This window comes from Paenibacillus sp. MMS20-IR301 (assembly GCF_032302195.1).
Taxonomy (GTDB): domain Bacteria; phylum Bacillota; class Bacilli; order Paenibacillales; family Paenibacillaceae; genus Paenibacillus_AQ.
Window position 1 is genome coordinate 3062887 of record NZ_CP135275.1, and the last position, 25296, is coordinate 3088182.

Genomic DNA, 25296 nt, shown 5'->3' on the forward strand with positions numbered 1-25296 from the left:
ATTTATCCAAGCCGCATTGCTGCCTGGAAGTTCTGTTACTTGAAGGAGGCCGGCAGCAGGCTGCGCAGGTCCTCCATGTTCACAATCAAGTGGATGTTATTCATCGTCCGCAGTGAACCGGAGATTACTCCGGCGAGCTGTCCATGCGTATCCAGCAGCGGACCGCCGGACATCCCGCTTGCCACCTGGGCCGATGTCAGAATCCGGCTTCTGCCATTGATCTCTGCATCCGGCGTGTTGACGATGCCCTCTGTGATGATTGCTGTGTTCTTCAGCGGATAACCGAGTGCAAATACAGCTTCTCCATGCTTCAGGGCAGCCGAGCGCAGCGGAAGATAAGCATACGCATTACCTTTCTGCTTCGCTGCTGCAGGACTTGGCAGTTCAAGGACTGCCAAGTCCTTAAGCTCATCGAATTTCGTGACTTTGATCGGACTGATGATGCTCCCGTCCGCCATAACCCCCTCCATCCGCTCCGCGCCTTTGACCACATGGTAAGCCGTTGCCGCTGTTCCGGCCGGGGACAGGATAATTCCTGTCCCCGTGGAACTTGCCGTGCCGTCACTTTTCAGCACCCGCAAATAGAACATAGCTTCACTGGCCAATTCATAGCTCTGCTCAGCATTATAGATGCCGGGGGCTTCAGCGCTGGTAGTTCCTTCATAGAAGAGAACCGCAGAGATCAGCGTGAAGATCAGGCTCACGGCCAGCAGTTTAACTCTCATCCGCCTTATCTCCCTTCTTCAAGTAACGCGATTATTTTACAGCTGCCATGATGTCTTTATAAGCCCAGTGTGTAGCAGGCAGGTCTTTGAAACGTACGGATGTTACAACCAGCTTCTTCGTGCCGGCAATCCGGTTGATCAGTACAACCGCCTGTGCACGGGTAATTGGTGTCCCCGGCTTGAAGGTGCCGTCAGGGAAGCCTTGGACATAACCTGCTTTGGAGAGGGCATTCACATATTTCTCTGCCCAGTGTCCCTTCAGATCTGATTGCTTCGTCACTCCGGCCTCCGTAACATCCAGCTTCAGCACGGTCGTCATGATTTTGGAGAACTCGGCTCTCGTCAGACCCTTCGTTCCTCCGAAGCCGCCGTCCGGATAACCTTCAATAATGCCTGCCGAAGCAAAGAATCCGGTCAGTGCTTCATTGCCGGCACTCACATCATTAAACAGATTGCCGACATTAACTTCTTCCATATCAAGCAGCGGTGCAAGGGCTTCAATCAGCTCATATCTTGTAATGGCTGCGTTAGGCATGAACAGCCCGTTCGGATAGGCAGCAATGTACTTGATCTCCCCGGCGTTGCTCTTCAGGCTGTACTTTGCATTCTCAACAACATACTCGATAGTAATGACTGTGTCATCCTTATCCGTAATTGCTTTGATCGTCGTATTCTTGGTAATCAACAGCTCACCGCTGAATTTCGGACTGTCCAGTGTCGGTATGCTGCCGTCCGTTGTGTAATAGACCGTTTGTCCTTCCGGAGCCGTCAGCTTCAGCTTGCTGTTCTTGGCAATCTTCACTGGCGCCTCGCTGTCTCCGTTCACTGTCGTTGTGCCGGCAACCGCAGTAACCGCTGGTACCGGGGCCGGGGTTGGGGTAGGAGACGGAGCCGGTGCAGTACCGCCACCACCACCGCCACCGCCGCCTGAAGGCATCCGCGTCCAGATCCACTCAGAGACTCCGCTGTACTCTTTGCCCGCAGCGATAGTGACCGCTTTAACAGTTGTCGTATTGTTTAATACGATAGCTTCTTTATATTGCTGTGATGTTTCGTTAGGCACCGTGCCATCGAGCGTGTAGTAGATAACGCCGCCCGGCTCCACTGTTGTCAGCTCTACTCTTACTTCAGAGGAGAAACTCAGTTCTGACGGAGTTGCAGCAGGTGCAATTGCTGATCCCGGATATTTCAGCGCTGCCGCATTAATAATAATGCTTCTGCTCTGTCCTCCGGCTGTTGCTCTCAGCTCAGCGCTGCCGCCTGTTGTCAGGCTCCCCGCAGCACCATTCACCTGTACTCCGGTTGAACCTACGCTCCAGCTAAGCGAGCTGCTGTTGCTTAGAGTAAACCCGTGGCCCACACGGTTAATCAGATCCTGCGGGCTTAAGATCAATGCTGCAGAAGCCAGTGTTCCTTCACTGGTTCCATCAAAGGCAGTTAGTACCGGGTAGAAGCTGCTTACAGCTTTCCATACTCCGGCATCCAGACCTGCTGGAACACTAGAGCCGGTAAGCTCCGCAGCCGTAAGACCTCTAACGCCATTATTATTACTGTCTACGGCTAAGCCATTTACATTGAAGTACGCAATATTATTCTTCAGCATCTGTCTGTTGAACAAGGACTGGCTGATTGCTGCATGATCCGACTTCTGTCCGGCAATTCCTCCGAAGAAGGCCTGCAGCGGCACAATTTTGCCCTTCACTCCGGCCTTAACTTCTCCGGTATTCAAGGAAGAAGTAATTGTTCCGCTCTCCGCCAGACCGGCGATACCGCCAGCCCATGCGGTAGACATGCCATCAGCAGAGACTGATCCGCCGGAATAGCTGTTCTTGATCTCTCCTGCGTTCAGGCCGCTGATCCCGCCGGCTATAGCCTGGGCCGAAGCCACATAGATATCGCCATAGGACATCGATTCAGTGATGGTGCCTTCCGCACTGTTCTCCCCGGCAATTCCGCCGGCTGCCAGTGTGGCGGTAACATCAATAATGCCTTTAGACACTGCCTGGTGAATAGCTCCGGCGTTGCGTCCGGCAATTCCGCCAATGCGGCTCTGCCCCGAAAGCCTAACTCCTTCATTAGTCACCTGCTCAATGGTTCCCTGATTCACACCTGCTGCACCGCCTGCTGCGCTGCTGCCGGCTACGGAGCCGCTGACTTTAACATTCTGGATTACTGCACCTTTGTGGTTAATCCCTGCAGCAATACCGGAATTTACTGCGCCGGAAAGTTCCGCTCCGGTAAAGGTTACATTCAGAATCCGGCCGTGGTTTTCTTTAACAAAACCGGCTGTCTGCTGTTCTGCCGTCTTCAGTGACAGTCCGCTGACTGTATGTCCTTGACCGTCAAATACGCCCTGGAAGCTATCGAAAGCGATCCATCTGCTTCCGGCAAGATTGATATCTGCCCCTAGCAGGATGGTACCCAGCTCCGGTTTGTTCTCAGCTGTTCTGTTGAACAGCTTGTAATAATTCAATCCTGTCTCGTTATAGAACATGACTGCACCCGCGAGCTGCAGCGGAGTCTGCACCGTAATCGTTCCGTCCGTCAATTCATTCAGGAATGTAGTGTCATAGTCCATGAGCCAAGTGTCTGCACTCAGCGGATTAAGCGCTTCTGTCTTAACCGCACCTGCCGCTGTGCCCGGGTTACGGCCTACAGCGCCCAATCCTGCCGTCAGCGTACCTGTCGTATATGACGAGCCGGATATTTTGCCATCCCGGAAGTTATAGCCGACGAGTGCGCCCGTGGAGACATTGCTGCCTGTTACACTCACTGAAATCTCCGGAACATTGGCGTATACGCCTGTCAGAGTCCCGTCGTTATACCCTGCGAAGCCGCCATTATACGAGCGGGTCGAAGATTTCACTCCAATTGTAGAGATCTTGCTCTGCAATGCATAAGAATTGCTGATGCTGCCGCTTCTCTCCACCTCTGCTGCGAAACCGCCGCTGCGGGTGTCGAAGCCTGTGTTGCTGATGTCACCGGATGCATAGGAATCTGTGATCAAGAAATGATCGACCGAACCTGCGAAGCCGCCGACATAGGAGCCCAGTCTGCCGCTGACATTCAGCTTGCCTGTTGCATAGGATTTCTGAATTTGTCCGCTGCGGGTATCGGTATCCCCCAGAAGTCCGGCAAATCCGCCTGCATAGATCGTATTGTCCTGATTGGTATCTGTAATCAGTACCGGAATATCCGTGTGGCTATGCGTGATTGTAATGACATCACCCAATCCAACAGCTCCGCCGGCACGGGTTGCCGGTACCGATTGCCCTAGCGTTAAAGCCGAGCCTACTGTAATAGCTTGTCCGGAGCCGGAGATTACTTTGCTGTAGTGAATTTCACCGCCGAATCCCCAGCCGACGAGTCCGCCGACATTGTACACTCTGCTGGTATCCGCCTGCAGACCGCTCCTCACGATTGTATCTACAATGATACCACTGCTGTATCCGGCAACTCCGCCGGCATTTGCAGTGTTTCCGCCGCTTACCTTCAGACCGGAAGCAATTTCCGAGCTGTAGATCGAAGCATGGGTGTTCTTGCCCGCGATACCGCCTGCATAAAGATCAGCAGTATTGTCTGTTCCTGCTACTGAAATATTGCCGTTATGAACTTTAGCCATGTAAATGCCGCTGTACAGCGGATAACCTTTACCGAAGTCGAAGCCCCGGTTAATGTCATCCGCGGAAATGGCACCGGCAATACCGCCGACTGAGACATCGCCATTTTTTGCCGCCGCCTGAAGATCAGATGACGCGTCCGCATTATACAGAATTGAATTATGTCCTTCACCCAGAATACCACCGGCTAAGATAGTTTCACCGGCTGCCTGAACAGCAGCATCTGAACGGACATCATTGATTGCTGTCTCTAATGTTCTGCCGGCGAGTCCGCCGATAACAGCCTTTAGGCTGTCACTGGTTGTAACCAGCTTCACACCTTGAACTACAGCATGATCAATATCAAAGCTGTTAGACTCTATAGAACGGGCCAGCTTGTTCCCGCCCAGTTTGCCTTCTTTAGCACCGACAACCCCACCGACAGTACCGTTAGCAGTCAGTTGAATACCGCTGTAGGACCCGCTCACTGTGACATTGCTGATGCTGTTCTCTCTATCTGACTGACCAATGATTCCGCCGAGGATGGAGTCGAGTCCGCTTGCCCCGATCGTGCCATCAGCGAAGGTCAGTTTCAGATCCGCAGCCCGGCCGGAAATGAACTGTCCGATCATTCCTCCGGTAACAGATTCCACACCTGTAGTAGAAATCTTATATCTGGAATTCACTTCGAAGCTCAGACCCGTTACATCGCCGGTCTGGACGCCGATAAGTCCTCCAACCAACGCATTGTCTGCTGCGGAACCGATACTGCCTTCTTTATCATGGAATACATAGTCGGCAGCTGTAAGATCCACGTTGTTCTCACCGATTAATCCTCCGGCAATACCGCCGTCAGCAATCGTCTCAATCCGGCTTCCGCCGTCCAGCGTAAGATTCAGGCCGGAGATTGGCCCTGAATTGCTGCCGATCAGCCCGCCGACAATGCCTCCGCTGACTTTCAGACCATTCAGCAGCTTCAGATCAGCATTCTTCACTGTACCGAGGTTTATTCCGGCAAGGACCCCGGTTTCCCCGTTACCCGCTACAGAGAGCGGCTCAAGATTGATGTTCTGCACAACAGCCTTTGTTCCGATCACTCCGAATAATCCGGAATAAGTGTATACAGGCTGCAGCGTCAAACCGTCGATCAAATGATTGCTTCCTTCAAAGGTTCCCTCAAAAGGATTCTCTTTCTTATCGCCGATAGGTACCCACTGTTTGGACTGGATATGGATCGGATTCATGATCGTCACTGTTCTGTCCGCAAAGTCGAATTTGCCTGCTCCGGCGATGGAGCCGTTGACGATGCCTGCAAGACCTGCAAGCTCCGCTTCCGTTGTAATCTGGAAGTTGATGGCGTTCTTATCTTTCATATACCAGTTGATATTGGCATTGACCTCATTGCCGATTTCGCCGCCGGTATTAGCTGTACGGTTTACTTCAGGATATTGATAGACTGCGTTCAGTGAGCCGTATTTCCAGGCGCTATCAAAGTCCCAGCCCGACAATCCCGGGAAGACCGTTCTGTCCTTGAGTGTCTCAGACAGGATGGTTGTCAGCCGGACATGCACGTTCAGCCAGCGGTGATTGCCTTCAGCGAAATCCGGCAAGTCGCTGTTGATGTTCAGTGCTTCATCTTTAATGTAGTAAGACTTGTAGAGCAGTTCCTTGCTTGCATTATCATAACGTCCGGCGAAACCGCCGGCATAAGCGCCGGAACCGGCGGTAACTTCCGCCGCCGAGTATACATTGCTTACTTTACCGTCTGTAATTCTGCCGATGAAGCCGCCGACGTAAGAATTAGCTTTAGTAGCCGCTACGCTTTTTGCAACATAAGAGTTCTTGATTGTCCCGCCGGAGAGTTCCCCGACCAGACCACCGACAATGGTGTAGGTGTTATTTCCTGTAACCTTGGAGGAAGAGTACGACTGCTCCACCGTCCCGGCCGTATTTCTGCCGATCAGTCCGCCCAGGTAGACCGGATTGGCTGATGTTCCTTTCGCATTACTGGTAACATCAATATCGACATAAGAGCCGATAACCACTCCTGCATTCTCACCGGCCAAGCCGCCGGCATGGGTACCGGTATTCTCAACGGTCAAGTTGGCATTGGAATACGTGTAGTAGAGCGTTCCTGATGAAGTATTTACACCGGTATGGCCGCCGATGATGGAGTTATTGCCTCTTGAAATAACTGTAATCTTATCAGTAATGCTGTTATTGGCAATCAGACTGTTGTTCTCCCCGACCATACCGCCCACGATCGAATTCAAGGATTCAGCGGATACAGAGCCGAGCGTACGTGTATTCTGAATAGTGCTGATTGCAGCAGCGGGATTCAGTACAGGGCCAATGGACTGGGCAGCATTGAGACCCACAATCCCCCCGATTTTGGAAGAAACCGCTCCTGCATTGGCTTTCAGATTCAGAGTACTGATATAACTGTTCGCAATAATTCCGGAAGCACTGCCATGGTTGTAGCCTGCAACCCCGCCGGCAACCGCGCGCGGTGCATTAATCGCCAGGTTAATTGTTGTTCCTACCAGACCCTCAAGTTTGGAAGCTTCATTATAACCTACCATACCGCCAATATAAGCATCCGTAGCGGCAGACTCGACCAGAATATTTGCACCCTCCAGATTGACTATTTTACTGTCGCTGGTGATACTGCTGTCCGTAAGCGTCCCTGCCAGGCCGCCGACAGATGGTTTAGCAGCCAGAACACGGATGTACATTTCAGACCCGTCCTCTGCGTTCACTTCCGGATTTTTAATATCGGTAGTTGTGGCAGTCCCTGCGATAGCTCCTGCTTTGGAATCTGCAGCGCTCAGAGTAATCATCGGGTCGAACCCTGGAACATTCAGCACAGCAGTTCTCACTAATGCCCGGTCTGCCGCTCCTTCTGAATGTCCGATAATCCCGCCGACTTCAGCGCGTACACCCTTCGCTTCAATAGACAGCTGGGTAACTGTAGCGTTAATCAGTTGTCCGGTACTCAGACCCGTGTTGCCGCCAAGCTGATTATCCGCACCTGTTGCAGTGATGATTACATTCTCGGCATGGTTGTATGGCTCTGCCGCTTCTGCTGAATGATTCTCACCGAACATCCCTCCGGCTTTTACCGAAGCGCCAGCAGCTTTAATATCAATACGGTTCGTGTGTCCGTTGAACTTGGCAGCCGAGTTATTCCCTGCACCGCCGCCGAAGCTTACCTTGTCAGCCTTCAGCTCAACCTTAATATCCTGGACCTCCACCGGTACGGCAACAGTGCCGATTACAGCATCTTTAGTAAGCGTTCCTGCTGCACCGCCGATCGTATATCCGCTTGTGCCCGTTTCATTCAGGAAGCTGATCCGCGCCGCCTTGCCGCCGGTCAGCGTCAGAGGTTTGGTGTTCACACCCACAAGACCGCCGAATGTGATATTATCCTGGCCTTCTGCCGGAGTGGTTACCGCAGCCTTCAGAATTAATGTGCTGTAGCTTTGCGAAGCAGAATCACCAGCGGTTACCCCGTTGATTGATCCCTGTGCATTCCCGGCAATCCCGCCGATCACACCGCCTGCTGAAGTTACTTGCAGCGTTGCATTTTTAACTGCGGCACCATTCACTGTGCCCTCCAGATAACCTGCAATACCACCGATGGTCCCTGGAGAAGTAATCGCCAGCAGAACATCTGCAGTCTTACCTGCCGTTGCCGAAGCAATCGTTCCGCCGAGCTCATAGCCGGCTATCCCGCCGGTATAGACTTCGGAAGAACCTTGTACAGTCAGCGCTCCCTTGGAGGAGACCTGATTCAGGTTGCCATCCTTATCGTAACCGGCAATCCCGCCGGTGTAGACTTTAGTGCTCCCGCTCGCAGTTATTGCAGCTGTATTCTCAAATGCCGCCGCATTGGCATGGGTAAGCACCAGTCCTTCTGCAGCGTATCCGACAAAACCGCCTGTCGCTACATTCTGCGTTCCTGTTGCTGAAACCGGCTGGGTATTCACGTAAGCATGAGTCCAGGTGAACTTGCTGCCTGTGTATCCGGCAATCCCTCCGGTGTAGACATTGTTCCGGCCATTATTGGTTACCGGAGCTGTATTTACAAACGTAATAGCAACCTCTTGGCTGGCAACAGTCCCGGTTGCGCCAACAAGTGCACCGGCTGCTGTGCCCTCTCCAGCAGGCGCATTAACCGTAACTGCACCAGTATTGGTAGTCATGTTGGAGAAAACTACCTTGCTGTCTATTTTACCGGCAATTCCGCCTGCCGCCGCCTGGCTGCCGCCAGTTATGGTAACAGCCGCATTATTGATGATTGGAGTATCCTCATCATTCAATTTAAGCAGACCTGCTGCATGACCAATGATCCCGCCTGCAGCAGCAAGGGTACCGCTTCCCCCCTGTGCTAGAACCGCACCGTTATTCGTAATTTTCTTGATGATGATGCCTTGGGAATCACCATAACCCAAAATCCCGCCGACATCAGCAGAACCTTGCGCCGCTGTAACGGCTCCATTATTAATAGAGTTGGAAATCATCCCTTCGCCCATTCCGACAATCCCGCCTGTATAGGAATGGTACGGAGCAGCGTGTGTGGTGATATTGATGTTGTTGGTAATGTCAAACACAATACTGCTGCCGCTCATTTTCCCTACTGCAGCCCCTGCATATACATCATAAGTAACTCCGGTGACGGAAATTGAGCCTGAGTTAAAGCTCAGACCGCCTACGGTACCGCCTTCCATATTCCCTACCAGACCCTGGTAAGATGAGTTCTCTACTACATTCATTCCTGAGATGGTCTTAATCAACCCGTCTTTAGTAATCAGCGTTCCCCGAAAGGGATGCTCAGCTGTACCGATAGGTATCCATACATGCTCCCCAAGATCAAGGTTATCTGTAATCTCGAGAATTTTCCCTTGCAGACCATCACCGGTACCTTCGTTCACCAGCTTGGCCACACCTGCAAGCTCAGCAGCCTTAGTGATTTGGTAGGTGTCGTTGGTTGGGACATACCATTTCGTGTCCGCTGAGCTTGTCCAGGTTTGTGAATCAGCCTTGGCCATGATTCCTCCGGTGACCGCCGCAACGGCAATTACCGCAAGTGCTATCAGATAACCTATTAATGATTTTCGTTTCAAAGCCATGATGACACCACCTAATAGTATTGTTAATTCCAGCAGAGTGCGCCCGTGCTTCACCTGGAAGCACGGGCGGCATTCTTTTATTGGCCGGCTGTAATTAATTGATCAAGTCTGATGGCAATTGCTGCCGCCTGCTCACGCGTAAGCGGATTGGACGGATTCACTTTATTGCCTTCACCAAGGATAATGCCATTCTTGATGCTCAGTGCTACTGCTTGTCTGGCCCAGGCCGGAATCTTATCCTTGTCGGCAAAACCTCCGAGAATCGTAGTGATTTCAGCCTCGCTGATCTCACTGCCTGCATTGACCAGATTCAGCAGTCTGCCCAGCATCGTCATCGCTTCAATCCGTGTCAGTGTATCCTGCGGCGCATATTTGCCGCCCGCGAATCCGGTGACAATACCCAGCTCTGCCGCAATAGATACGCTGCGGTTATACCAGCTGCTGCTGCTGACATCGCTGAACCCGGCTGCTGCTGCCTGCTTATTCATCAGACCTGCAACACGCAAGAGGATCGTCGGATACTCTGCTCTGGTCACTTTGCCTGCCGGATCGAAGGTGTCCGCTGATTTCCCTAAGACGAACAGCTTAGCAGAAGCTGCTGTAATTCCTTCTTTGCCCCAGCCTGCTGGCATATCCTTGAAGGTCTTCTCGTTGCGGATGAAGAAGAGACTTCCTTCTCCGGTCAGCTGTACATTAACTGCTGTACCGCTGCTGTCCAGTTTCCATGGCACTGTAGTCCAGTTGCCTGCTGCATCCTTCAGCACGATTGCTGTAATTTCCTTGCCGGAAACCGGCGACGGAATAGCAATCTTCGCTGCAAGTGCCGGTGTCCAGCTGCCTGCCGGCAGGTTGGCCGTAACCGATACACCCTGACCTGACGCTATTAACGAGAAGCCTTGCTGATCTGCAATAACCTTCATTGCCTGCTGGTCTGTACTACCGTTCTTCCCAATGCCTACCACAAGCTCGCCTTTCACTGCGGCAAGATTCTCAGGAGCAAGTACCAGACGTCCCATTGGAACTTCAATGATAAGTTTTTTCTTGGCTGTTACTGCCTGCTGTACCACATTCTGATCCACATGAATGCTGAATGCGCCCGCAGCAGGATCTGCAGAAGTTACAGTAATATCACTGTCTGCTGCCGCTTCTTTCTCCGTAATCCGGATTACTGCTGTAAGCCCGTTCCATTCAGCATTCACTGCCTGTCCGTTGACAGTCACTTGAGCGGCTGTGTCTGGAGCTTGCTCTTCGGTCTTGCCCGGTGCAGCTGCGCCGCCACCGCCACCGCCGCCTCCTCCGCCGCTACCGCTGCTGGCCCATACTTTGGCTGTAACCTGACCTGCTGCCATAACCAGCTTATCGGTAGATGTGCGCTTAGCCAGTACGATTACATCACCGGATGAAGCATTGATTATGCCATCCAGCGGCAGGAGCGTCCATGAGCTGACATTCTCCTTGAAGCCCGGCAGGACTGCGCCGGAACGGTAGATCTTGTATGCGATCTGCTGTCCGGTCATATCCCCTGAGGACGTAACTGTAATTCTGGTCCGTCCGGAGTCGGCATACACCGTATCAGACTCGGCTGTCAGATCCCCGCGGTCCGTTGGTTTCGGTACAGCTACTGTTGAAACAAGCATCCCCTGAAGTGTTACACCCTCTGATACTTTATACTCAGCTTCGATTAAGCTTGAGCCTGTAGCAAGTGCTGTAACACTGCCGTTTGGCGACAAGGAAATTGCATCGCCTACCGGAACAGTATAAGTCAGCTTCTTCAGATCTTCGCCGGTAATCGGCTGATTCTCAAATGCCGGCTTGCCGAAATCATCGACGATCACATTTCCGTCTTTGTCCAGGCCCTTTGAAACCCTGAGATAGGCCTTCACAGTGTCTACCGCACCTGGCAGCAGCTTCTCCGCTCCCTGTAGAACCAGGGCAACCGGAACCTTGTAGCCAGCGTTTGTAATATCCACAACCGCTGTATTCTGATTCTTGGCTTCGTCTGCAGCTACAATGCTAAGTGCTACTGAAGGGTCAGCAGAGTTGATTTTTACTGTTCCATCAAAGCTTCCCGTCAGTGGATCCACCTTAATTGACGTGGGAACCACAACTTCTTTATAAGTTCCGTTCGTCTGCAGTTCATTTATCGTATAGTTGGCTGTGAGCAGGGTTCCGGTTGTTGTAGTTCCGGCTACTCTGACTTCGCCGTTCGCTGTCCGGTCACCCGTCACCGGCTGATCGATATACAGCACCGGTGCGATTGTGTCCACAGTCATATACAGCATCGTAACCGAGATATCTTTAGTTACCGTATTTCTGGCTCTCAGTTCGAGAGCAAACGGCCCGTCTGTCTGGAACTGGTCCAGATTCAGGATGCCTTCGCTTCCGCCGCCCGCCTTATTCATCAACGCTACCGTCGCAATGGATTTCTCTGCATTGAACACTTCTACCGTCACATTAGACTGGGTTGAAGTTAGCGTCAGCTTCTGTTTCGTTTCACTTGTCAACAAGTTAATGTAGTTTCCGGTATCCTGCACCGTGCCTTTATTAAGTTCTACGGGTAACTTAAGATCCGGCAGCTTCGGAACCGGCAGCAGCTTCTTGCTGCTGTCCTGGCGCTCTGCATAATGGTAGTTCTGGTTCTTGTCAGCATCCGCAGTCGGAACTGTTGCGGAAGTAACACCAACAACATACTCCGTGCCGACTTCCAGGCCGACATAGCTCAACTTGGTCACATCTGTAACCGTTCCTTCAAGGCTGGTTGTATTCACTTCATCCGAAGTGGATAATGCCTTCCAGCCGCCGATCAGAATACCTTCATATTTACCAGTTGCTGCATTCCAGTAAGGCTGGAGTTCATCTTCGGTATACAGGATTTCGCCAAATGGAGCATAAGTCTCCAGCTTGCCTTTCACTTCAGCCTGCGCATCAATTACGAAGCTGTGTTCGTAACCGCTGTGTCCTGATTTCTTGGCTCCCGGTTTAAAGGAGAGCGAGAACAGTCCGTTACCGGCAGGTACAACCGAGACATCACTTACTGTCTGCGGTGCAAGCGGATCAATCAGCTCGAACTTCTGCGGAGAAGTCTTCGTGCCGAAGGTTGCGCTCGATTTCAGCTCAGCCCGCAGATAGTAGTTGCCTTGTCTGAGCAGCCCGCGGATATCCTCGGGATTGCCCATCAGCGTTACATTCGTTACATCAATGACTTTGCTGCCGCTGGTTACGCCGCCACTTACAGAACCTCCGGCACCAACCGGCACATCTTTGGCAATCAGCATTCCCGGATCTCCCGGTGACAGCACCTCCTGCCCTTCAATCACAGTCTTCTCTGTAGTCACCGCATCTTCAGCCAGATACAGGTTCACTGTATCTCCCTCTGCTGCATTCGCAACTTTCCATGAAGCTGTGAATTTATTGGCATTCGTGTTATCCTTCGCGAGATTTACTTCGCTGAGCTGAGGCAGGGTAGGTACATTCATCAGCTTAGTTTCCACAGGCGAGACTGCAGTAAGCTTCCAGGTACCGCCTTTTTTAGCCTCATTCTCAGGGATAATAACATAAGCTCTGCGGATATCCACTTCAGCATTAAGCTTCGATGGGTCCTGTGATTTATCACTGGCAGGTATATATTGCGTAAAAGCATTGGCGTTAGGATTAACCTTATCCGGGTTAGTGAAGCTTTCGAATACTACCGGGTAATCCTTGCCTGCAGCATCCTGCAGTTTGAACTGCGGCATATCCTTACTGCTGTATTCCATTTCAATAATCGCATTGCCGCTTGCAGCGCCCACCCCAATCTCATGGATTCTGCCGCCGTTCTTGACCGTAATGCCGCCTACGCCGACATTAACCGATCCGTTCTCAACGATTTTCACACCTTCTGCTACTTCACGGTAGATAATCTCCTGATTCTCTTGCTCAGGAGCAGCCACGGCCGAAGTGGCGAGTGTCTCCACTCCTTCACCAATGACCATCAGGCGTGGCCCAAGCTCGGGATCATCCACTACGAGCTGAATCATGCCGTCCGGCAGCTGATCACTCGAAGTACCGAATTCAATGCCCCCGCTCCAATAGTAGGTAATGCCCAGTGAAATGAAGAGAATACCGATACTGCCCCATACCTTATCATTGTTGACACCGAGGAACATACTGGACAACGGCATGCCGCCGACAACCGGAACACTGTTCGGTATCTGTATTTTGGAGCCGATATAGCCTTCAAAGTCCGTGCGGTTCTTCTCCAGGTTCTGTCCGACGAAGATACCCGCCTTACCAATGATGATATCCCAGCCGCCGATATCCATTGCCGCTTCTACCCGTACAAACCATGGAGTAACCCACTGCGCTTCGAGCAGTGCCTTGGTCAGCATTGGAAGGCGGTCACCCGGTTCGGAATCTGCATCAGCCGAGAAATCCAATTTCCCTTCGATTTTGAGACCCGTGCGTTTCACCGTCAGATCTATATCTCCGAAGAAGTAAGCCGGAGCTATACCGAACCGGAGCCCTACCCCTGCTTGAATCGTCAACGGGAACGGATCAGCAGCAGTACCGCCGGCAATCGTGTCGGCCAGTTCACGGACAGCACCGCGTATTTCGTTCAGGTAAGTTGCCCCGGTGATCAGGATACCCGGAGACGGCAGGGTTGCCCCGAAGCCGATGACATCCGGCAGAATCCGGCCGTCCTTAACCTTCTTAAGTGCGAATTCAATCTGAACTCCGAGCATGTTCTTCAGCTGTGCATCAAACTTCAGACCGTACGTATTTCCTTCACCGTCGCCCTGAACCACATGCTTAATCGTAATTTCTCCGCTCGGAGATTCCGGTTCATCTTTCTTTTTCTTGGCCGGTTCAAACAAGCCCATATTATTCTCCAGGCCGAATCCGAGAGATGCATCCACCCCGTAGAAGCCTGCACTATTGAAGATTACATTCTTGATTTCAGCACTTACTACCTTGAGGGACAGTGAACCTCCGAAGGAGATACCGCCTTCTCTGAGAATAAAGTCATTGAAGCTGAAGCCAAAGCCGTCAATGGCAAAGCTTGGTGCTCCAAACAGCGACTGCTTGTTAAAGTACACATCCTCGATCATGATCTGGCGTAACGGATTCAATCTGTCACCGACAGCGCCAAGGGCCCACTTCAGACTGCCGTTAAGACTGCTGTCCTCAGGGTTGTGCTTCGATTCATTGTCTTTTTTGGCAGTTGACGGTTTTTTGAGACTAGTAGGATTGAAGCCGCCATCGCCAAGGGATTTGGTGAAGCCGTTGAAGAAGTCAAGCGTCCATTCCCCTTTATGGAAGACGAAACCGCTGCTCGCCACGCTAAGTGTTCCATCCCCCTTGATGAACAAGGTATCAAGGAACGGCATATCCGCAGGCTGGGACTTCCCGAAGATATCCAGCTTACCGCGGACAAAAGCCAAATCCTTACCCGTATACGCTACTGCATCATTGATGATTGCCGGTTCGGTTTTGGTATCGACGACGACCTGCTCATCCTTACCGGAACCGACCTGCTTGATCATCCCGCGGATCGTAACCAGGATCTCACGGTCGTATTTCGCATCCTTCGAGTCAACCTCTTCTTGGAATTTCTCAAAGTCCTGCTCCGATGCGAACAATTTGTAAGTATACATCGGAGTCTTTTTCAGCGCCGCATCATCCATAAATTCCTTAAGATCAAAGGAAGGATCTACCGCTTTGCTCGCCGCTCCGATGAGTGCCTTGGTCTGTTTATAGCTGGTAACTGCGGAATACAGGAATGCCCCGTCTTTAAAAGGCTTGCTTGGGAACAGTGAATTCAGCTGAGTCAGCAAATCACCTTTCACAGAAGCTCCGTTTGACAAGCCGCTGACATCTACATACTCTCTGTACAGTGCCATAATTCCGGCTTCGCGGATCCGCGTTTCATTATTGTCTGTAACCAGGAAGGATTGCGGAGTCGTGATATCATAGAGGGCTGCAACTTCCTCATCGCCTCCGGCATCGCCTTTATAATCGATCTCTACCTGGTATTCACCCAGCGGAAGATCAGGCCCAAGCCCGCTTTTCAGCACGTTGCCGCCCTTATCCACCTGTTCGCCGCCGCGGTACGTAATCCGCATTGCGCCGGAGAAGCCGTCGTCAGTCGGCTGCATAACTACCGCATCCTGCACATTGACCTTGTACCGGTCCCCGTTCGCCTTATTCTTCAGGAACAGGTCAAAGTTCGGTGCTGTAGTGTCATTGCCTGTATTGTAGGCTTCAATGTTCGACAGGTTCACAGTCACATACTTCACATCTGTGCTGTAAAGCTCCTTCGGAGACAGTGAATAGGAATACGTAGCTGTTGCTTCGCCTACCGGCGGCAGCAGAATAAAGTTTGTACGTGTAGATTCATACTGTGCTCTGATCCCTTCATCCTCGACACCCTCAATTTTACCTTGTGTTTCAGGGCTTCGTGCAGAGATCATGTATTCCTTGGTGACCGGCCATGGTCTGCCTTTAGCCTGTACGCGGAAAGATGCAGTAACAGCATCACCCGGCTTGTACTTCGGCTCAATTCCCATAGCAGCTTCTTCCGGAGTAGCTGACTTTTTAAATTCCAGCATTTTGCTGCGGTCATTCTCCAGGACAGGCCTGCCGTTTGCGTCCAGAACATCCTGGCCGCGCTCATCCTGCCTGACGAAGCTGAGGCCGCTCTCGAGCGTCATCTCCACTTCGATCTTGGAATGCTCCATATTGTAAGCCTGCAGGTTCTCAACCTCAGCTGTGACGGTGAAAACTCCGTTATCCACATATTTCGACGGAACGCTCTCCCCTGCTGACAGGGGGGCAGTAGCCAGCTGCTGAATCTGATCTACATAGCGGATCGAGAATACTTTATCAGGCGCCGTAAGTTCTCCTAGCCCGTATACCGTCTCGAAGCTCTGGAAGCCTCCGGCTGCCAGCTTCTCCGGGTTCCAGTAGAAGGCAACGGCGGAATCCGCCGTGCCGTAATCATTGGTGTCTCTGGTGAAATCCAGGTTCGGATTCACTTGATAGTCCCATTTCGTGTTAGCCAGGCCGTTCCAGTGCCCGACAATCATTTCATCCACAATATTAATGTTCTGTTCAGCAAAGTTATTGAAGCCGTAAGCTACAACATTGGTTGCCTGCGGGTTACTAAGATCAAGCTTATCGCGCATTACCCAGTAAGCGGGAATTTTGTAATAAGCTCTGTCCTCTTCCGGAATATTGCCGTCAGCCTCCGGATTATGCACCAGCTTCCGCTCTAACTGCAGCGGAGACTTATAGGCTGTGCCAATCTGGAACTGCGGGCCGTCGTTTCCGCCGACCATCGTATCCAGCAGAATCCGGCTTCCGATCTGGACCTGTGCATTGCTCCGGTTGTTCACTTCATAGCGGATATTGACGTTTCCGGAATTCACAGCATCCTTGCTGTCGGTGTAGAGCAGCAGAATCTGCTTAATCTCCACGCCTTTAATCTTCCAGATCATCTCAAGCTGCTTAGTTCCATTCGAATTTTCAACCACTTTAGGTGCAGTAGTCTCTGAATAATGGCTGTTATCGAACTTGTACTTATTTCCGTAAATATAATCCGTTCCGTCAATCCGGAACGTCGTGAACGACGTTTCCGGATCATCTCCCTGGAACAGCAAATTTACGTTGTTATCATTTTTACGGATCGGCTGGCCATCTACTGTCCGTATTCCATAGCGCCCGGTTTCGTTATCCACAGTAACCTTAATAAAGTTATTCTGTATAACGGTTGTTTTCGTACTGCTGGCCGCCTCCACAAGGGCATGAAAGCTCTCGGAGGTGGACAGAAATACCATGATTAATGTGAGCATTACCGCCGTAACGCGTTTAAACAGCTTCACCTGGTGTTCCCCCTGTTCATCTTTCATTTATTTCGTGTTGCCAATAAAGAAGGTGGAGAATTCACGGTCACGCTCCTGGGTTCTCACCACAATGGTGTACCAGCCTGTTTTCGGGAAGGTGACCTTGAACTGTTTGTTCACGAGTTCGTTATAGGTCAATTTCTCCTGTACAAGCTTCAGCTGCCCTTCGCGGTATAGACCAGGGTAATACAGAATATCGAAAGTACCTGCTTGGTTGACTTTATCTACACCGGCAACCTTCATCACGTTATAACCCGTCACCTTGAACGTAAGGGTGTTGGTATTGAACAATGCAGACTCTCCGGAGGATGCAGAGATCAGGGTATCATTACCGAAGATAAGCAGGCCGCCATCCTTCACGACTACTACATCCTGGTAAACGACTGTCTCATTGCCTACCTGGTCAACAGCTGTGTAAGCTACACGCTGGCGTCCGAGCTTGCTGAGATCAAGTCCGCTGATAGACACCTTCACATCGGCTGCAGCCGATACATTATCGGAAACAGTGAAGCCGCCGAGATCTGTGCGGAAGTTGAAGTCTTTCTTGTTCTGGGCAATACCGGCTGTTTCATTATTCAGTGTCAGCTCAGGCGGTGTGTTATCAAGACCGGTAATGGTAACCGGAGCCTTGTTCACATTGCCCAGCAGATCAGAGATAGCAACCACTGTAGACCCGTTGCTCTCAAAAGTACGGTAGTAGCTGAACGTTCCATCAGCTCCGCTGATCTGATTCGTATAAGCTGCTCCGTCCAGAATTGGTCTGACACCGAAGAACATCTTGTTAGGAGCTGTAACGGTACCGCTCAGCGTAACCTTTACTTTACCTTTGGCATATTTCTGTCCGCCGATCGTTACAATCCGATCAGCCGGAACAGCTGCGCCAGCTGCATCCACGAAGGTATACGTTATCTTTCCGACTTCCGGTGAAGCGGAGAGAATATTATCAACCTTCTCTTTAATAACTGCCGTATTGCCGTAGTTATCAATCACAGTGAACGAGGCAGTGCCATTCTCAGTCAGAGTAATGCTCTTGTCCTGACTGGTAATCTTGATCTGCTTGTCCGAATTGTCTGCTTTCTCTACCGTTAAGGTAACTCCGGTGGAGAACAGTACATTTCCGCCGTTATCTGTTACAGTGTTGAACGTGCTGCCGCCATTCGTACCATACTGGTAAGAGCGGACAACCTTCACCTTCGGTGCTTCTTTGTTAATATTCTTGACCTTGGCTTCAACCGTATTGATATTCCCGGCCGCGTCCTTAATTTCAAAGATGAACGTGCCGTTCTCTTTGAAGGTGTAGGAGTTCTTGCCGCCGTTGTTCGTAATGGTTACCGGCTCAGAGGTGCTCTGGAGATAGGCGGTTACATTGTTATTGGTCTGGCCTTCGTTGGAATACTCAACCGTTCCTTCCGGGTTGGTTCCATCAATGTTCTTCACAACCAGATAGAGTGTATCTGTCCGTGTTGTGTCACTGAGGTCAGTCAGATCAAAGCTGTAGAAGCCATTCTCATAAATCTTGAATTTATTACCAGTACGCACAGGCTCCGAAGGGTTGATCTTCGAAGGCATCACGCGGATCCCCGGCGGTAGTGTAATTTCAATATCGGCACCAACCTTGGCATTTACCGGTCCGGTTGTACTAAGTGCAGCAAGCGCATAAACCGGCAGTACTGATGTAGATGCGTTTTTGATATCAAGTTTGGCTGGCTCATTGATCAAACCGCCTGGTGTTCTGTATTTCACCCATACCTGCAGCTGCTCAGGATCTCCTGTCGGAACCTTCACGGCTACAAAGTTGGTATACGGCTTCCAGTTGAGCCAGCTTGTCCCGTTATCAGGGGACACCGAATATTCATAACCCGTTTTGTCATCTGTCACGAGGCTAAGCTTCACAATCGCTGTGTAGCCATCCTCTCCATCCCCTGACAAATAGATGAGCGAAGAATCTGCGTTAGCCGGCGGCGTCTCCGGTTTCGAAGATGCGGATACTTTGAAGGTTCCTGTGCTTGCCGTAACCGAGCTATTGCCCGCTCCGTCCGTTGCAAGGACATATAATTTGAAATCCGCAATTTCTCCAGCTTCCAATGCCTTGCCGTCAACGGATACTGTTCCGCTTGATGGCACATCCTGCCATTTAGCTTGATCAGGTACTTCTGCACCTTTCTCTACTTTAACCCATTGATATTTGCTTATTAGCCCCTTTGTACTATAGAACTCCGACACGTTCACCCGGGTCTTATGTTCCGGAAGCGGATAAGTTATCGAATTGATGCTAAAGGTAACTGTTGGTGCCTCATTGTCAAAATAATAAGCTTTGGAGTAGTAGTAGGTTCTGTCGCTATGCTTCACCATAAGGTGAATGTATTGCGTACCGTTCACCAAAGGGTCAGCCGGAATGACATAGCTGTAAGTAGCTTCACTTACGGTTGTATTCAGACTCATTGCTGCTGGTTCCGGAACGGAAATTCCTTCTGCTGCTTCTGCATTGGCAGCAGGTGCCGGAGTTTCTTCTGCCGCCAGCGGCGTCAGTGAAGGTTCGGCAGGACCTGTGGATAAGAGCTTAAGAATCGCTACCGGTCCAATGTTTGCGGTAACTTCCGGTTCAGTTGTGACATCCGGCGCTGCAGGAGCAACAGGCTCTGTTGCTTCCTCCCCGCCTTCCGGGAGATTCTCGGCTGAACGCGACTGCATCCGGTTAGCGCTTTGCTGAATGCCGGTATATTCACTATCAGAATCCGGATGAATGGAGCTGCTGCTGATTGCATAGCCTACGAAACCAGGCTTAACTTTACTGATCTCGAAGGTTACTTCATGACTCTTCACATAATCCGGATTGGCTTCCGGTGTGAAGCTCGTTGGAACAGCCGCCTCGGAGCTTACAATAATCGCTCTTTCCTGCGGTGTTTTGACCGTCTCATTACCCGCATAGTCTGTTGCCTTCAGATAGAGCCAGTAGGCACCGTCTTCATTGATATCTTCATAGGTAGAACGGGTTACGGTTGTTCCGGAGTAGTCAGCAGGTGCCCAGCTGTTACTGTCCGTGTCCTGGCCATCCTTCACCCACTGATACTGTACCTCCTTGACTCCGCTTTCCGGGTCCTGTACAAGTGCTTGTACAGTGGCGATATCCTCAGCCGCCATCTTAATGGTAGGGCCCTGGTTATCCAGCTTGAGAATACCAACCTCATGCGTCCAGTTGGAATCATCCTTTTTGAAATCAGCAATACTCCAGACACTCAGGTCACCATATTGTCCGACAGCTGCCAGTGCCTGATTGTCGGCATAGAAGATTTTATCCGCTTCCGAGCCGGCAGCTTCTGCTTTCCAGGCTTCATATTGCGCCTGATGGCTAGCGACATAAGCTTTTTTCTTCTCATACTGCATCAGTTCCCGTGCCGAATCCCAGGTCATATCTGCAGTCCAGGTGTGTAAATACCATTCACCGCTGTTTCCGGCCTCGAACGCTTCAGGCGGAGGAGACAGCAGGTTTGTTTTGTTATTGACTACCGACAGCTGTACATTCTCGAAATCTCCAGGATACAGCTCCTCCGACGGCTGTTTGGCAGAAAGCGCGTACCGCTTGAGTGCCGCGTTATTATCTGCGGACACAGTGGCAAACGGATCAGCCTTATTCTTACTCCACCAGTAGTACACCAGACCTACCGAAGGAGAAGCTCCCCCGCTCAGATTGGACGGACGGTAGATTCCGCGGCTCGGCCGCTCTGCTCCGCGGTCTGCGATAGTCGGATCAAGGGAAGGTACTTTAATGGACGGATCATTGGCATCGATTGTGATCTTGCCTTTTTTCTTGTATTCAATATTGCTTGCACCGCCTGTCTCGTAGCGGTAACTGATAATCGGCTTCGTATTATCGATGAACAGGTTTGCCCAGTCAATCTTGGAATTGGCAAGCGAGGCATCTTGACCATATGGAAGGATTTCCTCCACATGCGTACCATCAAAGTTGGCCGGCTGAATCATCAGATTGCCTGCATAGTCCTGGATAACATCCGTATCCATTTCGATAGGCAAAGTACCGGGTTTAGCATCATTAGATACGGCAATCGCTTTGAGCAACGGCGTTTCCACAGCCAGCCCGTCAGGCACGGTCATGCGGAAGGTCCAGTTTTTTGTGTTCTTGCCTGTAACATAATAGGCTTTCATTCCGTTATTGAATAAGATGAAGGTTTTCTTCTCATCCCACCCGTTTTTGATCACGGCCTCTTCCGTCAATTGAAGGGTGAAATCGATGACATCTCCCTTATTCAGCGTGACATTGGTCAGAATCTCCGGCTGAATGCCGTTAGCGGTCTTGGAATACTTCGGCCGCACCGCATCGATGATCACCCGGAAGCCGCCTCTGTCGAAATCAAACGGATTTACATTTTTGCCGCTTAAGTGATCATTACTTCCGCTGCTTGGCAGATTATTAAGGTTTACGATTGCTTTATTCCCGGCCCCGTCACGGAATACCGCTTTTTTTAACTTATTTTCCATTGACAGATCCATCTGCGCCCCGCCATCAGTTTCACCTGTAATCAAGGGCCTCAAGGGCCGGTTGCCGCTATTGTGAAATGGCACACCTGTATATTTATAGCTGACCTTATTCTGATAGCTTGTCAGATTGTTATTATTGAAAGTTGTATTCGTCAGATACTGCTGCTGTCCGGCAGCCGGCAGCCCGGTCCCGTCCTCACTGATAAACAGTTTATGGCGCAGGAAATAGTCAGAGTCTGAAGATACTATCGCACTCGGCTGAACCGGCTCCGTAAAGTTATAGCTGAGTGTAATATTCTCATCTCTTTTTACATAGAGCTCTTTCTGATTAATGTTGGTGTTCAAGCGTTCCGCACCGTTACCGGTGAACGTATAGCTGTTCAGCACCGGGCGCTTCAAATCCTGGAATTTGAGGTAGAAACCGCGCACCCCTGCTGCTTCACCATCGTCATCGCCTTCGCCCCATACATAAATTTTAATTACAGAGTCAGGCTTAATAAGCGCAGTAGCGGATTTATTATATCTTTGGCTGCTGCCGGTTTTTTCATTGATCAGCATTTTTCCGTCGATGCTCACCTGAATCTCGGAATGACGTGTCCAGATGAACCCGGAGTGACGCCGCAGCACCGAAAAGCCTGTAAGCATCTCTGCTTGTCCGCTCTGCGCCATGGCTTTCAGAATCGGATTATCTGCCACACGAACCTCGAATCTGACGGTTGCTTCATTATCATTGACACCAGCGTAGATGTCCCCGTCTTCCCAGTTATACTGGGCATCTTTGTCTTTCTCCGTCTGTACAAACCCATCTACTTCGCTAAAGAAGTTAAGGAATGTATTATCAGCAGCGTAGCTCAAATTCCCGACATGTTTTCCGTTTGGAAACTGTACTTCAAAGTCATCACCCGCTGCCGCAGCCTGCCCGCTCCATGAGCCGGGTACTAATGACAGCAGTATGCTGAGGATCAAACTTAGCGAGATATACTTCTTCAATCTCCTGCTCATTAACAATGTGACGCTCCCCCTTATTCATTCATCATTTTCCGTCCGCCGCTTAGCAAGTGTTGCTGCAGTTCGTATATGCTCCCTTAGCCTTGCATTCTCCTTTCAGCCTGCTTTCCTGCGGACAAAAACAAATAAATTCTAAATAGCCTAATTTTCATATCTGCGATTCATTCTATCAGGCCGCTCTAAACAAACTCTTAACAAATCTCGACAAAACCCGTTTAAAAGTCCTAATATCGGGGTAATAGACTCAAAAAACGCAGAAAAATCCCGAATCCACAAAAAAAATGTCCCAAAAACAAAAAACGCATGGTGCTTTCGCCCGCACTGTGGAGGTGGGAGCTCCTTGGAAACTCTCCGGTTTAAATACAACCCAATTCTGATCCCTTATGGACACCACAGCCTTTATGCGCTCAAAATAGGTCCTTTGGTCGGTCTTACGGACATCACGGCCCTTATCCGCCGCTTTTCATGAGCTAACTCCACTTTTCCCGCGAAATAACGGCGCTGGTGTCCGCAAGTCCTGCACTCTAGTGCCTTTCCGCTGGCTTAACGTCTCTCCTGTCCGTAAAGCTTAGCTAGTCACTTGAACAACCGTTATGTGACTGGCTTCTTTCCTAACAGAGGGCCCATTCAGTCCATTTACCTGCTTTGAACAATGGCCTGCCGGCCCCACCTGAACGGCAAATCCGGGACAATCAGCCTGAGCGATGTCTATTTGACGAACGACAAGCTGATCTACAAGGTCTTTGTCCAATCGCAGCTTCCGAGCAGGATCATTATGAAATTGAAATGATCAATGCCGTAACGGAACGTGAGAACGTACTCGTTAATCAGGAGGTTGGGCTAAATTTGCGGTAAGCAGGTTAAGACGAGGGGTCACTCCCCCCGGTACTCCCCGTCTAACCGTGCACCAAAAAAGAGCAGCGCCCCCAGGCGCTGCTCTAATCACTTTATTCTACTTTTATATTCTTACTATATTATAATGTGCTGTCTTACTTCCCCACCGCAGTCCGGCCAATCGCCGCGCCAACCTTATCCAGGATATTCGCCATAGAGTCTGCATCCTTCACATCATATTCGTCGATGTTCAGCCGCAGCACCGGACAGGCGCTGAATTCGTTAATCCACTGGGAATACCGTCCGTGCATATGCTCCCAGTAAGAGACATCCGTCTGAATCTCCATCTCACGTCCGCGCTCGTTGATCCGGGTCAGGATCGAAGGCAGGCTGCCTTCAATATAGATCAGTACATCGGGATGCGGGAAATACGGCGTCATCACCATAGCTTCATAAAGACTCGTATACGTCTCATAGTCGGTCTTTGACATTGTACCCTGATCGGCATGCATTTTAGCAAAAATCCCGGTGTCCTCATAAATCGAACGGTCCTGCACAAACCCGCCGCCCAGCTCGAACATCTTCTTCTGCTCCTTGAAGCGTTCTGCGAGGAAATAGATCTGCAGGTGGAAGCTCCACCGCTCGAAATCATGATAGAACTTCTCCAGGTACGGATTGTGATCCACCTGCTCCAGTGATGTCTGGAAATTCAGGCGCTCCGCCAGTGCTGCGGTCAGCGTCGATTTGCCGACACCTACTGTGCCCGCTACAGTAATGATTGCGTTATCCGGGATGTTATATCTGTTCATTTCATAAGCTCCTTTAATTGTGCCGCAATCGCGGCGAAGTCTTCCGGGTTCTCTACAAAATCAACCTTATTGCCGTCAATGGTAATAATGACTGTAGAGGGTTCGCGGCGGGCCAGTGAAGCCATTGCATCATCATAATCCTCGATCAGCTGCTGCAGGTACGCAGGGGCAATAATCTCCTCGAACGTCCGCGCACGCTTGGCGATCCGGGCCAGCAGCGTATCCAGGTCGGCACGAATGTAGAAAATAATATCCGGCTTCGGAAAATCATCGGTCAGGATATGATAGATCTCCCGGTATTTGTCCCGTTTCGATCCCTTCAGTGTCCGTTCCCCAAAAATCAGATTCTTATAAATATGATAATCCGAAATGACCGGCTTACCTTTATCTATGTACTGGGTCGTAGTGTCTTCAAGCTGCTTAAACCGGTTGCAGAGAAAGAACATCTCCAGCTGGAAGCTCCAGTCGTCCATATTCTGATAGAACTTGTCCAGAAACGGATTTTCGTCGACGATTTCTTTAATGACCGGAAGCTGCATTTCACTGGCAAGCATAGTGGCTAGGGTAGTTTTACCGGCTCCGATCGGACCCTCCACTGCAATAAAAGGTGCATGTTTCATTAACGCTGATTTCCTCCTCAGATACGGACAATGCCGGGTAGCGCTTATTAATAGTCGGTACACAAATAGTATTCCAAAAAAACAGACTAAATCATTGTAACACACGAGCGCCTGCTATGAACGGTTAATTTTCAAAGAAACTTTTGGTCTGGAAGTAGCGTCTATATGGAAGGAAATATATCCTTTTATTTA

At 50.6% G+C, this 25296-nt stretch carries 7 protein-coding genes; 1 reads left to right on the forward strand and 6 read right to left on the reverse strand.

What is annotated here, in order from left to right; translation table 11 throughout:
* Positions 1 to 35 precede the first annotated feature (35 nt).
* From LOS79_RS13620 to LOS79_RS13635, 4 genes are all read right to left on the reverse strand, one after another.
* Positions 36 to 725, reverse strand: coding sequence for a S1 family peptidase (locus tag LOS79_RS13620; RefSeq protein ID WP_315420572.1), 690 nt, complete (start codon positions 723 to 725; stop codon positions 36 to 38).
* A gap of 31 nt (positions 726 to 756) precedes the next feature.
* Positions 757 to 9456 carry a chitobiase/beta-hexosaminidase C-terminal domain-containing protein gene (locus LOS79_RS13625; RefSeq protein WP_315420574.1) on the reverse strand — a complete coding sequence of 2900 codons (8700 nt, stop codon included), beginning with the start codon at positions 9454 to 9456 and terminating at the stop codon, positions 757 to 759.
* Positions 9457 to 9533: 77 nt separating this feature from the next.
* Complete coding sequence (locus tag LOS79_RS13630) at positions 9534 to 17315, reverse strand: S-layer homology domain-containing protein (RefSeq protein ID WP_315420576.1); 7782 nt, start codon at positions 17313 to 17315, stop codon at positions 9534 to 9536.
* Positions 17316 to 17342: 27 nt separating this feature from the next.
* Positions 17343 to 22835, reverse strand: a complete 5493-nt coding sequence (locus LOS79_RS13635) for a hypothetical protein (protein ID WP_315420578.1) — start codon at positions 22833 to 22835, stop codon at positions 17343 to 17345.
* 658 nt (positions 22836 to 23493) lie between these two features.
* On the opposite strand from LOS79_RS13635, the gene LOS79_RS13640 reads away from it, so the two are divergent.
* Entirely contained in the window at positions 23494 to 23631 is a 138-nt protein-coding gene (locus tag LOS79_RS13640) for a hypothetical protein (RefSeq protein WP_315420582.1), read from the forward strand.
* Positions 23632 to 23830: 199 nt separating this feature from the next.
* Here LOS79_RS13640 and LOS79_RS13645 read toward each other — a convergent pair whose 3' ends face one another.
* Both LOS79_RS13645 and LOS79_RS13650 read right to left on the reverse strand, forming a co-directional pair.
* Positions 23831 to 24484, reverse strand: a complete 654-nt coding sequence (locus tag LOS79_RS13645) for a deoxynucleoside kinase (RefSeq protein ID WP_315420585.1) — start codon at positions 24482 to 24484, stop codon at positions 23831 to 23833.
* On the reverse strand, positions 24481 to 25104 hold the full coding sequence (locus LOS79_RS13650; protein WP_315420587.1) for a deoxynucleoside kinase: 624 nt from the start codon (positions 25102 to 25104) through the stop codon (positions 24481 to 24483). The genes LOS79_RS13645 and LOS79_RS13650 overlap by 4 nt, the downstream gene beginning before the upstream one ends.
* Positions 25105 to 25296 lie beyond the last annotated feature (192 nt).